This is a genomic window from Prosthecobacter fluviatilis (genome assembly GCF_042655725.1).
GTDB classification, from domain to species: Bacteria; Verrucomicrobiota; Verrucomicrobiia; order Verrucomicrobiales; family Verrucomicrobiaceae; genus Prosthecobacter; species Prosthecobacter fluviatilis.
On sequence record NZ_JBHSMQ010000012.1, the window covers coordinates 115,112 to 129,080 of the forward strand.

Sequence of the window (13,969 nt, forward strand, 5' to 3'; positions counted from 1 at the left end):
CATCCCTCGGACACTCCTCTGCGGAGGAGGGAGACCATCCTGGTCCCCGGCTATGGCACTCCGCGCCAAACAACCAGCCACGGCGCAACGCAGCGCCATTTGGACTGCGGTTGCGAAGTGAAGAATGAACGAAGCTACCGCTTTCGACGGCCAGGACGGCGGGAGCAGCACCCAAAGCCCACCGGATGCGGGAGATTGCCGGCCTTTCCCACCTCGCAGAACTCACGCAAGCCCTGGGCCACTCGAAAGCGGTAGCTCCACTCGTTCCTCGTTCCGCAACCGCACTCCAAAAAATCATCGGCCCGCCTGCAGGGCCATCGCGCAGGCAGTGGAGCAATCAAGACGCCCGCATCACCTACCGCCCCGCAGCCCCCAGCACCCCCAGACGCTTCAGGTACCACCTCAGCCCCGCCGTGTCATCCTCACGCCTCACACGCAAACGATGCCCCTCTCCCGTCGCCGAATAGCGCGCACTCGGAATCTCAAAAGCCTCCCGAAAGTCAGCGTATTCCTCCTGGGTCAGCTCACGCGAAAGCGGAATGGCTGAACTGCCCTTTTCCAGCAGCCAAACTGGAGACATCACCCAAATGAGGACCAGCAGCGCCGTGATCCCATGCCTCCAGCGCGCCAGTCGCGTGCGAGCAAAAAACAGCGACATCAAGAAAGCGCTGGCAAGCATGAGCCACGGACTGGCTAGCACGACCTCAGCACCCGGGATGCGCAAAGCCGCAGCCTGCCCGCCATAGATCGCCGCAAAATCACCCGCAGGCATGAAGAGAAGCAGCGGAAGGATGAAATCATCCCACTTCCAGGGAAACTCTTTCGACGATGGCCGCTCGGCATCCATGCTCACGGCAGGCAGCCTACCAGAAAACAGCAGCCCGGCAAAAGCGAAGCTCAGGAAGTACGACAGACATTGCCTCACTCCGTTCGCCCTGCGGGCAGCCTTCGGCTGGCTGCCTACGCTTCGCTCCGGCTCCTGTCTGTCGGTCAGTGCTACCGCCAGCCCCACAACCCGCCGTCAACCAAACACCACGGCGATGCCATCAAAAACTCTTCCGCACCTCCTGCCACTCCTCCCAGCAGCGCTGCGGGTCGATGTCCTTGTACCCGCGCTCCGCATCGATCTTCTCCGCCACATCCCTCGGCACCGCCGCCGCCTTGCAGCCATTGCGGATCTCGATCACCTCCGCCTCCGTCAGCGGGCTCCCCTTCTCCTGCTCCCTGCTCACCAGGATCGAAATCAAACTCGGGATCGGATAAATCAGCAAAGGCTCGGAATCACTCATGGCGTCGGCGGGAAAAGATGCGCCTCCTTTTCACTCAACCGGGAACGGGTCAAGCCCCAGAATCACATCATGATCCGCTTTCTTCACCTCCATGAAAAAGGGGCGCCTTCGTGAGCATTTGCCTCAATCCTCGGTGACAAGTTCCACTCGTTTGATCACAGGCGTCCTGGGGTCAGAGATGTCCACGGTGAAGGAATAGACCGCCATGAAATTAGGGTCTTCATCTACTGCGAGAGTCTTGATAAGTGCGCCCGTGCCTGCCGAAAACTGAAGGGTGCTGCGGCCAGGCCAGCCCTGAAAGTTCAGGTGCCATCGTGACCGAAACCCTTTGAAGCGCGGGATCATGGCCTCGATCACAGGAACCGTGTCCGGCAGCGTGACCGCGGCGAAGGCCTCCGGCATTTCCAACGTGCCTTGCAGGCGATAAACAAGGAGATGCGTGTAAAACCGCTCGGAGAACGACAGGGCCACCGCCGATCCATCGGCGTTCCAGTGCGCCCTGATATGAGTGCGGAGTGGTTGGGGGTCGGACTCGGGATCTGCCGCATACGGAAACGTCACAAGCACCCGGTTGCCTGCACTTGCGACAATCTGGACGTTCGGCGAGTCCTCAAGAAGAGGATCGGTCTCTTTGGCCCGATCATGAGTGAGGCGGATGACAAACCTCCCATCGGGCGAGGCCGCATTAGGAACCACCACGGGTTCGGCCGCAGTCAGGCAGGCAAAAGCAACGAACAGGTGCAAGGCAGTGATAAAAAGTGCTTTCATTTCAGTCAGTCATTGAATGCCGGCGGCCGGGATTGGCAGAGATCGCAAAGCGCCAGAAACCTCACCCCACGCTTCACCCCGGGCAAGTGTCTTCGACAGCGTGAACCACGACCAGAACAGCGGCAGCACAAACACCCCGAGCCAGAAGAAGTCCCGCCCGCGTGAATCTGCCGCTTCTGCAGGCCGCTGCGCTGGATCAGCCGCGTTCATGGTTCTTTTTCCTCCACACTCAGCCAGATGCCCTTCGCCGTTTCAGCACTCATGGCAGCATGACAGGTGGAGAGTGAAAAAGCAGATCCATGCTGTGATGCACCTCTTCATTTTTTCAGATCCTTCTCGATCAGCCGGCTTCGGGCATAGGTCACATCAGCAAGCTTGCCAGGAAACCTCCGCCCGATCTCATCCAGCAGCGGCTCCACTTTCTCCTTCGGAAAACGCCCCGAGCCCAAGGCCATGATGGCAATCTCTTGCATGTCCTTGTTGTGATCCATCGTGTTCACGATCGTCCGCGCCCCAGTGGCAATGTCCCGCACAAACTCAAACGATCCCTTTTCCACCGCCAGCACATCCGTCGCCGCCTGCTCAGCCTCTTTCTCTGAAACCAACCCCTCGCCTGCATCGGTCGCCAGATCCAGTCTGCCCTGCATGTAGAGCCGGAAGCGGATCGTCGCAGGCTTGCCCTCCTTGGGCTGATGCCCGTTGATTTTGCAGAAGCAGTCCTTCTTCACCTTCATGCGGCCATAGCTGTTGCCGCACCAGCTAAAGGCATGCGGCTGCACCCGTACCCAGGAGCCATCCTCCTTCCGCGTCTCCAGCTTCAGATACACATCCCCATCCTGCGAGCCCAGCACGATGTCACGGTCGCTGCGGTTGATCAGGTAAACATCCACGTCCTGCCCCTTCACCGCCCGCGCGTAATCCGCAAACAGCGTGACCTTCCCCTCCGTGCTCGGGATTCCGCCCGGAAGCTTCGCCAGCGGCTCTCCCGCAGGCCGTTGATTCGGAATAAACTCAAAGGGATCAGCCGCAAAGCTCCCCACGCCGCACAGCATCACCATCATCAGGACCATCAGGGTTTGTCGCTTCATAAAGGCATCGGGTTGGTTTTGACCGCCTGACTGCCAGCCACGCACCCCGTGGAGCCAGTCTGATTTGAATCGAATTCCCCTTCATGAAATCGGAAAAGCCGCCGCAGGTCAAGCTCCTGCGCTCCCGATAATCCGCCCCTGCAAGCCCCCTTTCTCCATCCCCACGCCATGGCCCGCCCCCTGCTCCCCATCCCCACGTGGTGACCGCGCTCCCACCTCCGGCCCATGTACCATTTTCAGTTCCCATTTTGCAGTTTGCAGTCCTTCCCGCCACGACTCCATTCTCCCCGGGCGTTCCCTCCCTTTTCCCTTTCACTTACCCCTTTTCACTTCACCCTCCCCATCCATCGCCCTCTCCCCGCAAAGAACACCCCTCCCCCGCGCGTTAAGCTTCCATTCCACGCATGAATCTCGCCCTTCGTCCCGCCACGCATGCAGCTCTGGAGCGTTTCCGCCGCCGCCGCCAGAAGCTCCTGCAGTTCCGCGCCCTGCTCTGCGCCGCCGCCATCGCCCTCGCGGCCTTCGCGCTCATCGCCCTGCTGGACCGCGCGTGGTTTCTTCCGGACGCGCTTCGCCCGTGGCTCACGGTAACAGCTTACCTCGGCGCTGCCTACGCCGCCTGGCGCGTGGCCTTGCGCTTCATCGCCCAGGCCAGCGGCAAAGAAGGCACCGCCAGACTCATCGAGGCTGCTGAGCCTGCTCTGCACGAGCGCCTGCTCGCCGCCGTCGAGCTCGCCGATCCCAAAGGCGGCGTGAACGTGAAGGACTCCGTCGAGTTCCGGGAAAAGCTCCAGGAAGATGTCGCCTCCGCCCTCGAAGGCATCGACTGGGCCGCCCGCCTGCCCACCCGCGCGCTGCGCCCCTGGTTCATCGCCCTGGGGTCAGTCGCCGCCGTCATCCTCCTGCTCTGCCTCGTACCCGGCCTGCACCTGGGCGGCTTCATGGCGCGCGCCGCGCTGCCATTCGCGAATCTCGAACGCCCCGCCTCCGTCAAGATCCGCATCCTCGAGCCCCTCCAGGCCAGCGCCCTCGCCCCCATCGGTTCGGAGGTCCCCCTCATCATCGAAACCGAAGGCCCGCAGCCCGCGCTGGCCACCCTGGAGTTTGCCGTGGAGGGGTCCAAGCCCCGCAAAACGGAACTCTCCGCCGTCGGCACCGCACGCTTTGAGGGCGTCATTCCCGTGGGCCAGACAGACCTCCGCTACCGCGTGCATGCCGCCGATGCCATCAGCCCCTGGCGCACCCTCAGCGCCCGCCCGCGCCCCCGCATCGTCGAGTTCACCAAGACCATCATCCCCCCCGCCTACTCCGGCTGGCAGCAGTCCAAATCCACCGCCGACCAGGGCGACCTCGAAGCCCTCGACGGCTCCACCATCAAGCTCACCCTCAAGGCCAACCAGCCCCTCTCCAGCAGCGACTTCGTCCTGAACCCGGACCTCCCCGAGAAACAGCCCCTGCCCTCCGCCACCACGCCCGAGGGCCTGCTCACCGCAGACATCGCCGTGCAGGTCGCGCACAGCTCCTGGCAGGTCACCTTGAAGGCCAAAGAAACCGGCTTCACCAATGAGGAGAGCACCCCCTGGCGCATCACCACCATCCCCGATCTCCCCCCCACCGCGCAGATCACCGAGCCCGCAGAGCAGATCGAGCTCCTGCCAGATGAAGCCGTCCGCCTCGCCGGACTCGCCACCGACGACGTCGGCCTCGGTGCCCTGAAGCTCGCCCACGCCATCAACGGTGCCGACTGGGCCGAGCGCGACCTCCAGATCGCCAAGGCAGCCAAGGAGGCCCCCGTGCAGACGCTCCTCCCCCTCGCCCCCCTCGGCGTGAAGCCCGGAGACGCCCTCCTCATCAAGCTCATCGCCACCGACCTCAAAGGCCAGAAGGCCGAGTCCCCGCCCGTCCGCGTCATCATCCTGGAGCAGACCGTCGATCCCCGCCAGCGCGACTGGGCCGAAAGCCAGCGCCGCCTCGCCCTGAAGGCCGAGCGCCTCGACGAGCAGGCCCGCGAGCTGCGCAAGGAGCTCGACAAAGTCCGCAAGAGCGAAAAGAACGCCCGCAAGGAAAGAGACCCCGACAAGGCCAAAGACGAAGCCGCCAACGCCCTCGCCGCCGCCCAGGAAAAGCTCGAGCAGGTCAAAGCCCAGTCCGAAGATCTCTGGAACGCCCTCAAGGACGCCGCCCGCGACGCCCCCAGCCAGCTCGATGCCGCCGAGGCCCAGCTCCTGGGCAAAAAGCTCGCCCAGCTCCGCCGCGAGCAGCTCCCCACCCTCGAAAAGCTCAACGCCCCCGAGATCGAAAACACCGATCCCCTCAAGCGCGCCGCCAGCGAAGCCGCCAGCCACGCCAGCGTCATGGCCGATGCCCTCCGCGCCTTTGCCGCCGAAGACAGCGCCAAGATCGCCGCGCAGGAGTCCCAGCAGCTCCAGCGCCAGTCCCGCATGCTCACCGAGACCTCCCTCCAGGCCAATCGCGACGCCGACCAGCGCCCCAAATGGCAGGAGCAGCAGCGCGCCCTCATGGCCCAGGCCAAGACCTTGCAGAAAGACCTCGCCAAGGTCGATGAAACCCTCAAGGGCCGCAACCGGGGCCAGCTTCAGGAGGTGGACAAACGCCTCACCGAGACCTCCGCAGACCTCGCCAGCAGCCTCGACAAGCCGGACCAGACCAAGAGCCCCGAGCACCTCTACGGCGCCTCAGACAATCTCCGCAACCGCCTCCAGCAGGCCGCAGACATCAGCCGCGGCATCGCCGAGCAAACGGCCAATGAGGCCCAGCAGCGCCGCGAAAACCTCAACCGCCAGGACACCCCCGCCCTCGCCAAGCTCGAAGAGGCCCGGAACTACCTCGCCGTGGCCGAAAACGCCACCCGCGACCCACGCCACAACAAAAAAGTGGACCAGGACGGCCTCACCCCCGCCGAGAGAGCCCAGAAGCTCCTCACCGAATCCGCCAAACAGCTCCAGGACCAGGCCGAGCTGCGTGAGCAAAATCAGGCCACCAACACCCAGGCCGCGCTGGACATGAACCGCGCCAGCCGCGCCGTCGACGAGCTCGCCCGCCAGACCGCCGAGGCTCAGAAGCACCCCCTCCCCACCCAGGAAGAGGCCGAAAAAGCCCGCCGCAGCAATGCCCCGCCCTCGGAGGCCACCAAGGCCATGGCCGCCGTCAGGGAGCAGGCCGCCCAGCTCTCCCAGGCCGCACGCGCCCTGGAGGCAGACGCCCTCGCGCAGGACGCCGCCCAGGCCCTGGAGGCCGCGCAGGCAGAGGCCATGCGCCCGCAAAACCAGCAGGACCTCCCGCAGGCCGCCGCCCAGGCCCGCGCCGCCGCCGAGGCCCTCCAGCAGCTCCCGGACAAGATCAACCGCGCCCGCATCGCCGAGGCCCTGCAGCAGAAAGACCCGCAGGCCGCCAACACCCTCCGCCAGGCCGCCCAGCAGGCCAGCGAGACCTCCCGCAACGCCGCCGAGCAGAGCAAAAACCTCGCCCGCGAGGCCGCCCAGCAGCAGCCCGGCCAGCAGCTCAATTCCCAGCCCGCCCAGCAGGCCACCGCAGACGCGCAGCAGAAGGCCAATGAACTCACCGCCCAGCTCCAGCCGCAGGTCGATGCCGCCCGCGCCCAGCTCGCCGCCCTCACCCCCGAAGTCAGCGAGATGATGAAGCGCGTCGCCGCAGACCTCAAGAAAACCCAGCAGGAGACCCAGACCGCCGCCGACGCCGCCAAGGCTGAAAAGCCCGTGGCCGAAGTCGCCGAAAAAGCCCAGGAGCTCCGCCCCGAAGCCGCCGAAAACGCCGAGAAAATGGCCGCTCTCCAGGCCGCCCTTCGCCAGGAGGCGAACGCCTCCGACCTCACCAAGCAGGCCGAAGCCCAGCTCGCGCGCACCGCCGACGTCGCCCTCGCGCAGATGCAGCAGAAGACCCCGCAAATCGCGCAGAATTTGAAGCAGGCCGCCCAGGCACAGCAGAGCAAGCCGCAGGCCCAGGCCCTGCAGTCCGCCGCCAGCGCCCAGCAGCAGACCGCCCAGGCGCTGGAGCAGCTCGCGCAAAACATGCAGAAGGTGGAAAACGGCCAGCAGCTCACCGAAGCCGAGCAGGCCGCCATGCAGCAGATGGAGCAGGAGCTCGGCGTGCAGGAGCCGCTCGATGAAGCCTACGACCGCGCCAAGCAGCTCGCCGAGATGGCCCAGGACGCCACGCAAAATCCCCAGGCCGTGCTTGAGGCTCTGGAGAAAGAGCTGCCCAAAAACCAGGCCATGCAAAAAGCCCTCGCCGACAACGCGCAGGCCACCGCCCAGCAGGCAGAGCAGGCCGTCGCCAAGGAAACCCAGCAGGCCGTGCAAAACGGCATGGCCCAGAAGCAGGCCGCCAATGATCTCGCCCGCGTCTCCCGCCATCAGCAGCGCCTTGGAGACAAGGAGGCTGCGCAGCAGACCGCGCAGGCCAGCAACCAGCTCCAGCAGGCAGGCCAGCAGGCCGAGGCCACCCAGGCGAATCCCGTCCCCAATCCCCAGGCCGCGCAGCAGAGCCAGGCCAGCGCCGCCCAGGCCGCGAAAGCCGCCGAAGCCACCGCCAGCAAAACCTCCCCACCCATGCTTGCCTCCCCGCTGGAACAGCTCCAGGGCCAGATGCTCGCCCAGGCGCTCGATCAGCTAGACGCCCAGCTCCACCCCATGCAGAGCGGTCAGCAGCAGCAGTCCCAAAACGGCCAGCAGCAGCAAGGTCAGCAGCAGCAGGGCCAGGGCCAGCAAAACGCCCAGCAGAGCCTGAACAACGCCCAGCAGGCGCAGCAGCAGAGCATGGCAGACGCCCGCAACCAGGGCCAGGCCCCCGGCCAGAAGCCCGGGCAGCAGCAGGCGCAAAACCAGAAGCAGCAGGGTCAAAATTCCCAGGCCAACTCCGCCGAAGGCGGCAACCAGGCCACCCAGCTCCAGGACGGCGTCCTCGGCGAAGGCACCATCCTCGTCAAAGGCGACTGGGGCCACCTTCCGCAAAAGATGGCCGACGACCTCACCGAAGCCACCAGAAGCGAAGCCGCCCCCGAATACCGCGCCGCCATCGAAAGCTACTACAAGGCCATTGCGGCAAAGGCGAAGCGCTAAAGTGGAATGAATGAAGTGCCGATGAAGCAGCCGGTGTTGCCATTGCGGCACCGCACCAGACAGCAATGTTCAAGCAAAAAAATTAAGCCTTGCTTGCCAGCATCAGGCGGGAGCGACAAGCTGTTGCGCCCATTCCATCATGAGCACTGAAGGACAAATTTCCAAAATCAAACTCCAAGGCTACAAATCCGTGAAGGAGTGTGATCTGAAATTGGAGGCGCTGAATGTACTCATCGGACCCAACGGTGCAGGAAAATCCAACTTCATTGGGTTTTTCAAACTGATCCAACAAATGCTGGAAGGGAACCTTCAAAGGTTCATCAGCAAAGGCGGCGGCCCGGAATCCTTCCTCCATTTCGGACGAAAAAAAACGGAACAACTCAAGGCGGAAGTATACTTCGGCAACAATGGCTACAAATTCGCCCTGGAGCCCACACTGGATAACCGAATGATGTTTGCCGAAGAGAGCTTGTGGTGGAACATGCACGGTGACTGGATGCCTGCATCAGGACATTTCGAAACCGAAGTGGAACGTGCAAGCAGGACACCTATCTATAGGTACACGGTGCCCATGATGAAGCAGTGGCGTGTGTATCACTTTCATGACACCGGGGACACCGCCTTGGTGAAACAGCGGCATCTGCTGAATGATCAAAGTTTGCTCAGGCCTGACGGCAGAAATCTCGCAGCCTTTCTAAATCATCTGCAACAGGCACATTCCGAAGCCTACGAACGGATTGTTAAAACGATCCGACTTGCAGCTCCATTTTTCGGTGATTTCCGACTCCGCCCATGTCCGGATAACACAGAACAGATCGAACTCGAATGGTCGGAGAAGGGAGAAGACATCCCCTTTAAGGCTCTGCATCTGTCTGACGGCACACTCAGATTCATCTGTCTAACCACCGTGTTTCTTCAGCCTGCTGAACTCCAACCGGAAACGATTATCGTCGATGAGCCTGAGCTTGGACTGCATCCTTACGCCATCAAAATCCTGGCTGCGTTGATCCGCTCCGCCAGCAAAGAGAAGCAGGTCATCATCTCGACTCAGAGTGTCACCCTGCTCAATGAATTCGAACCCAAGGACATCATCGTTTGTGATCGAAAAGCAGGGGCCAGCGTGCTCCGAAGAGTTGAAGAACACGAACTGACTGAATGGCTGAAAGAGGAATACTCTTTGGGCGACCTATGGCAGAAAAATATTCTGGGAGGCCGTCCATCGCGATGAAACGGATCCATATCATCTGCGAAGGACAGACCGAGGAAACCTTTGTGAATGAAGTCCTGGCACCTTATCTGGAACGTCGTGAAGTTTTCCCGGCTGCGTCTCTGGTTGGCAAACCGGGACACAAGGGTGGATTCGTGACGACTGAGCGCATGACGCGGGACATCAAACTGAGGCTTCTAGGAGATCGACAGGCATGGTGCACCACTTTTTTTGACTTCTACGGACTCGATGCTGATTTTGTCGGCAAACAGGAAGCGACACAGCGCCGCTCGCATGAAGAGAAAGCTGAAATCATCGAAAGTTCTTTGCGATCCCATGTCCTCCAAGAAACGAACGACGGCGTGATCCAGCGCTTCATACCTTATGTGCAAATGTATGAATTTGAAGGTCTGCTTTTCAGCGATCCTGCCCGGCTGGCATCTGGCATCTTCGAGCCACATCTTGAGCCTGAGCTTGCTTTGATCAGAAACAGTTTTGGTTCCCCCGAAGAAATCAACGACAGCCCTCTGACCGCTCCCAGCAAGCGCATTCTGAAGCTCATGCCAGGTTATGAAAAACCGCTCTACGGAAGCCTTGCGGCCATCGAAATTGGCATTGATGTGATGCGACAGGAATGCAGCCGTTTTGACCAATGGATTCAAAAAATGGAGACCGCAGGAGGCGAATGATCCGCTTTCACAGTGATTGATGAAGCCCTTCCTCCTCCTCGCCACCTCCCACACGCCCGATGGCGCGGAGCTGACACTGCATTCGCACGATTCGCATTTCTACCTGCGCGTGAACCGTCAGCCCCTCATGGGCACCAATGCCTCCGAGTCCGAAAAAGTCCTCGCGGAGCTGGCCTGCGCAAAACTGCATGGCGGCACACCCCGCGTCCTCATCGGCGGCCTCGGCTTTGGCTTCACCCTGCGCCGTGTTCTCGAACTCATGGGCCCCGCTGCGCATGTTCAAGTCGCCGAGCTTCTCCCGCAGGTCGTCGCCTGGAACCGCGAGTTTTTACGCGAGGTCAACGGCGCCCTGATCGACGACCCGCGTGTCGAGATCACTGTGGGCGATGTCTTCCAGGTCATCTCACGTGCCCCCGGTGGCCACTACGACGCCATCCTGCTCGATGTGGACAACGGCCCCGTCGCCATGGTGCAGGACGGCAACGCACGCCTCTACCAGACCCAGGGCTTTTCCGCCATCACCCACGCCCTCAGGCCCGGCGGCCGTGTCGCCTTCTGGTCCGCCAGCACCGACCACGCCTTTGCCAAACGCCTCGCCAAAGCAGGCTTCAAAGTCGAGACCGTCGCCGCCAAAGCCTACCCACAGGCCAAACGCTGCACGCACACGATTTTCGTGGGAGATCGGAAGTAGTTTCGAGCTCTGGCGATTTCCAAAACGGATTGCCGGACAGCCACGCTGAGTGGCATTCGATGGGGCGCCCCCAACTCAGCGCTTGCCGGTTGCCTGGCCGTAGGATGGGTGTGGCGACAGCCCGCCCGTCTGCCAGCGCACAGCAAACACCATGACGTACGAACATCCTCACAGTCGGACAGTTTGGCGGTGCGATCTCAAGTCTGGAACAAACGCAGCGCACCAGACACATCCCACACACACTCGCCGGAGCGAATGCATGGCGATTCGGAAATCCGTTTTGGAACCCGCCAACGCATGGAGAGACAAAGCGCCCCCGGCTTCAGCTCATTTCAGGACTCTACTCCACTCCGTGCCGTCAGACCGCCTCAGCGTCTGCCCGTCCTGCGAGATGTGGAAATGCTGCACGTCGTTGTCCCCCTTCACCACGACGGCCTCGTCGTCGGACTGCACCATCCATTTGCCATCCCACGGGCGCACCACCCAGTCCTCGTGCCAGCGTCCGTCCTCGAAAAACTCCAGTGTGGAGTCACCGCGCTTCCAGTGCGTGTGCTGCCAGCGCGCCTTTCGGGCGGCGTCCACCTCCTCCTTCGTCACCGCCTTGCGCAGCGCCACCAGCGAGGCCTCCGGCTGCGGGCGGCTCTTCAGGCGGCAGTACCGCTGGTCACCGCTCCCCGGCCAGTTTTGAATCAAAAACCCGCTGTGGTCAGCATTGAAAATCAGCGTGCGCACCTGCGCCATCCGCAGGGTCCGGCCGTCCGTCACCACAAAGCGGTGCAGCTGCCTCTCATCCGGCGCTTTGAAAAAGCGGAACTCGCGGCCACTGGCGCGGAACGTCACCTCCGCGATCTCCGGCTCATTCTCCGCCTTGCTGAAGCTCCACGTCGTTTCATCCAAATAGTCCAGCAGCTGCTGCGCGGTCATCTGGCTGTCTCCGGGCAGCGGACCGCCTGCGGGCCGCTGCGTGAAATCATCCGGCAGGCGGCGTACCTCCGCCTTCAGCAGGCGTGTCGTCACTCCGCTGGGGCAGAGCAGATGCCCCAGCCCCACACGTCCGTCGCGCATCCGTTTCAGCGGCGGGAAAGGCTCCAGCGTGTCATAGGCCGTGCAGTCGTTGTACACCTTGCAGCCGTTGACCGCGTACGTGATGCGCCCGTCGTGGCAGGTGATTTCAATTTCAAAACGCCCCACACCGTCCCCCAGCAGCGCATCGTCCACCGTCGAGTCAAACTTCCCGTCCAGCATCTCCACCCGGCTCCCAACTTTTTCGAACTGATGCACGCAGCTCACCCAGCGCGCCGACTCCTCATCGCGTCCGTAGCCAAGCATGACCCCCATGCCCGCCTCCGCACGCGCCCCCTTGACTTCAAACTTGCCGCGCATCTGAAAATCATCTCCCAGCCGTCCGTTGTGCAGCAGATACGCCGAGTCCCCCGTGCCCACGTTCGTGAGCACGCCTGCCATGGTCGCAGACCAGTTCCCCTTGTCGATCTGCCAGCACAGCAGCCGCGGCTCGATGTTCAGCGAGACCCACCCGCCCTTTTGAAACTCCTGCTCAAAGCGCACCGTCGCCAGCCGTGAGGCCACCAGGTCATTGTCCTGCCCGCCCGGCTTCGCCAGCAGCTCTTCATACAAGCCGGCCGCCTCTTCCAGTTTTTTGGCCTTCCACGCAGACTGCGCCTTTTCCCAGCCATCCTTCAAATCATGGGCATACAGCTCCGACTCGCCGCGGATGTCGCGCTCGTTCGTTTTGAACGGCAGCATCACCAGGATGGCAGGCCGCTTGAACCGCTTCGGCTGCGATTTGAGCACCTCCGTGGCCCACTCATACGCTTCACAGGCCCAGGCATGGATACCCAGCATGGACAGCGCGTTCTCCCGCTGCTCCTCGTTGCGCGCATCCTTCACCCGCTGCTCGGAGAGCGCCAGCGTCGTCTCCTTCACCGCCACATCCTTGAACACCGCGCGCCCCATGCCGGAGTCATCCAGCACATCCGCGAGGATCTTGAAAAAGTAATACGGCACCTGCGTGTCATAGCGGTGCGTGCGTGCGCACATGATGCCAAAGTCCAGCATCTTCTCATGGCTCCCGCCCCAGCGCGGCAGCAGGCCGTTCAGCCACGCCCTGTAGGCGGGCAGGCAGTCAAACTGCGCCGTCAGCGCCCGGTTGAACCACTCCGCGCTTTCTTCTTCCACCGCCCTTCGCGCCACGATGCTGATGTCCAGCATGTTCGTCGCCGGCTGCGGATACTGCGGCTTCATCTCCCAGGCCGCGCGGAATTTCCCAGCCGCCTGCTTCATGTGCTGCTCAAATCCCACCCACCCTTCCGGTTTCACCCCGCTGGCCCAGTCATGCCCTCGCTCCAGCCATGCCTTGCGCAGCTCAAAGGCCCCCTCCAGCATCAGCCGCGCATACGCAGACTTCAGCGGCATGCGGCAGATCTCCGCCACCTTGTTTTCATCCGTGGTGAAGACCTCCTCATAAAACAGCGGCACCAGATTCTCCGCCAGCACCTCCTCGTCCTCCTCCAGGTACGACTGATCCTGCAAAGAAAGCCACGCGGCGTCCATCAGCGGCCTGTCATACGTCTTGTCGCCCCCGCGCTGCCCCGCATCGCGGCGGATGTCCTCATACGTCACGATCAGCAGGTAGCGCACCACCGGCAGGATCGTCTGCGCCAGCCTGTGGTCGTAGCCGCGCTTGAACGCCTGCGTGCATGCCTGGAAGTCCCGCGTGCTGTCATGGATGGCCCAGCACTGCAGCCAGCACACCAGCGGATCATCCATCCCCCGCTTGATCAGTTCCGCGCAGTCGCTGGCCAGGTTTGCAGAGCTGTAGCTGAAATCACGCTCCGCATGATTTCGCAGCAGCGGAATGCCGCGCCGCACCACCTTCAGCGCCAGCTCGTTCAATTCAGCGCCCTGGCCCAGCCGCGCCACAAACGGCTGGATGCACGCGCGCTCGCACCACGCCAGCCACTTTTTCTCGTAGTCCACCGCCAGCCGGCTGCCCGCCGTCTGCGCCAGCTCCGGCAGATTGCTCCGGTCTTTGGTAAACTGGGCCGACGCGCCGATCGCCATCAGCGCGAGAATGAACAGGCAGGTCTTCATGGTGGATGGCAAAGACTCATCATCCCA

The 13,969-nt window shown here is 62.6% G+C and carries 10 protein-coding genes; 4 read left to right on the forward strand and 6 right to left on the reverse strand.

Translation table 11 applies throughout. The features are described from left to right. Window positions 1-355 precede the first annotated feature (355 nt). From ACFQDI_RS22950 to ACFQDI_RS22970, 5 genes are all read right to left on the reverse strand, one after another. Window positions 356-853: a hypothetical protein gene (locus ACFQDI_RS22950; protein WP_377171399.1), complete on the reverse strand. Its 498-nt coding sequence runs from the start codon at window positions 851-853 to the stop codon at window positions 356-358. A 193-nt stretch (window positions 854-1,046) separates the two neighbouring features. Continuing rightward, a complete protein-coding gene (locus tag ACFQDI_RS22955; protein ID WP_377171401.1) occupies window positions 1,047-1,289 on the reverse strand; it encodes a hypothetical protein in 243 nt (80 codons plus the stop codon). Window positions 1,290-1,412: 123 nt separating this feature from the next. Next, window positions 1,413-2,057: a hypothetical protein gene (locus ACFQDI_RS22960; RefSeq protein ID WP_377171403.1), complete on the reverse strand. Its 645-nt coding sequence runs from the start codon at window positions 2,055-2,057 to the stop codon at window positions 1,413-1,415. Window positions 2,058-2,066: 9 nt separating this feature from the next. After that, window positions 2,067-2,267 (reverse strand): hypothetical protein, encoded by a 201-nt coding sequence (locus tag ACFQDI_RS22965; RefSeq protein ID WP_377171405.1) that lies wholly within the window; start codon window positions 2,265-2,267, stop codon window positions 2,067-2,069. A 107-nt stretch (window positions 2,268-2,374) separates the two neighbouring features. Continuing rightward, window positions 2,375-3,145 carry a hypothetical protein gene (locus ACFQDI_RS22970; protein WP_377171406.1) on the reverse strand — a complete coding sequence of 257 codons (771 nt, stop codon included), beginning with the start codon at window positions 3,143-3,145 and terminating at the stop codon, window positions 2,375-2,377. A gap of 404 nt (window positions 3,146-3,549) precedes the next feature. Between ACFQDI_RS22970 and ACFQDI_RS22975 the strand changes: the two genes are divergently transcribed. From ACFQDI_RS22975 to ACFQDI_RS22990, 4 genes are all read left to right on the forward strand, one after another. Then, window positions 3,550-8,244 carry a hypothetical protein gene (locus ACFQDI_RS22975; RefSeq protein WP_377171407.1) on the forward strand — a complete coding sequence of 1,565 codons (4,695 nt, stop codon included), beginning with the start codon at window positions 3,550-3,552 and terminating at the stop codon, window positions 8,242-8,244. A gap of 139 nt (window positions 8,245-8,383) precedes the next feature. Continuing rightward, the gene (locus tag ACFQDI_RS22980; protein WP_377171409.1) at window positions 8,384-9,472 is read left to right on the forward strand and encodes an AAA family ATPase; all 1,089 of its coding nucleotides are present in this window, start codon (window positions 8,384-8,386) and stop codon (window positions 9,470-9,472) included. Continuing rightward, entirely contained in the window at window positions 9,469-10,140 is a 672-nt protein-coding gene (locus tag ACFQDI_RS22985) for a DUF4276 family protein (RefSeq protein WP_377171411.1), read from the forward strand. Before ACFQDI_RS22980 ends, ACFQDI_RS22985 begins: the two co-directional genes overlap by 4 nt. Window positions 10,141-10,159: 19 nt before the next feature. Then, a complete protein-coding gene (locus ACFQDI_RS22990; RefSeq protein ID WP_377171413.1) occupies window positions 10,160-10,831 on the forward strand; it encodes a spermine/spermidine synthase domain-containing protein in 672 nt (223 codons plus the stop codon). A gap of 327 nt (window positions 10,832-11,158) precedes the next feature. On the opposite strand, the gene ACFQDI_RS22995 is transcribed toward ACFQDI_RS22990, so the two are convergent. After that, window positions 11,159-13,942, reverse strand: a complete 2,784-nt coding sequence (locus ACFQDI_RS22995; RefSeq protein WP_377171416.1) for a hypothetical protein — start codon at window positions 13,940-13,942, stop codon at window positions 11,159-11,161. Window positions 13,943-13,969 lie beyond the last annotated feature (27 nt).

Bases quoted from the DNA above. Each gene is read 5' to 3' on its own strand.
- ACFQDI_RS22990 (WP_377171413.1), top strand. From the start codon at position 10,160: ATGAAGCCCTTCCTCCTCCTCGCCACCTCCCACACGCCCGATGGCGCG.
- ACFQDI_RS22995 (WP_377171416.1), bottom strand. From the start codon at position 13,942: ATGAAGACCTGCCTGTTCATTCTCGCGCTGATGGCGATCGGCGCGTCG.
- ACFQDI_RS22960 (WP_377171403.1), bottom strand. From the start codon at position 2,057: ATGAAAGCACTTTTTATCACTGCCTTGCACCTGTTCGTTGCTTTTGCC.
- ACFQDI_RS22985 (WP_377171411.1), top strand. From the start codon at position 9,469: ATGAAACGGATCCATATCATCTGCGAAGGACAGACCGAGGAAACCTTT.
- ACFQDI_RS22975 (WP_377171407.1), top strand. From the start codon at position 3,550: ATGAATCTCGCCCTTCGTCCCGCCACGCATGCAGCTCTGGAGCGTTTC.
- ACFQDI_RS22980 (WP_377171409.1), top strand. From the start codon at position 8,384: ATGAGCACTGAAGGACAAATTTCCAAAATCAAACTCCAAGGCTACAAA.
- ACFQDI_RS22965 (WP_377171405.1), bottom strand. From the start codon at position 2,267: ATGAACGCGGCTGATCCAGCGCAGCGGCCTGCAGAAGCGGCAGATTCA.
- ACFQDI_RS22970 (WP_377171406.1), bottom strand. From the start codon at position 3,145: ATGAAGCGACAAACCCTGATGGTCCTGATGATGGTGATGCTGTGCGGC.
- ACFQDI_RS22955 (WP_377171401.1), bottom strand. From the start codon at position 1,289: ATGAGTGATTCCGAGCCTTTGCTGATTTATCCGATCCCGAGTTTGATT.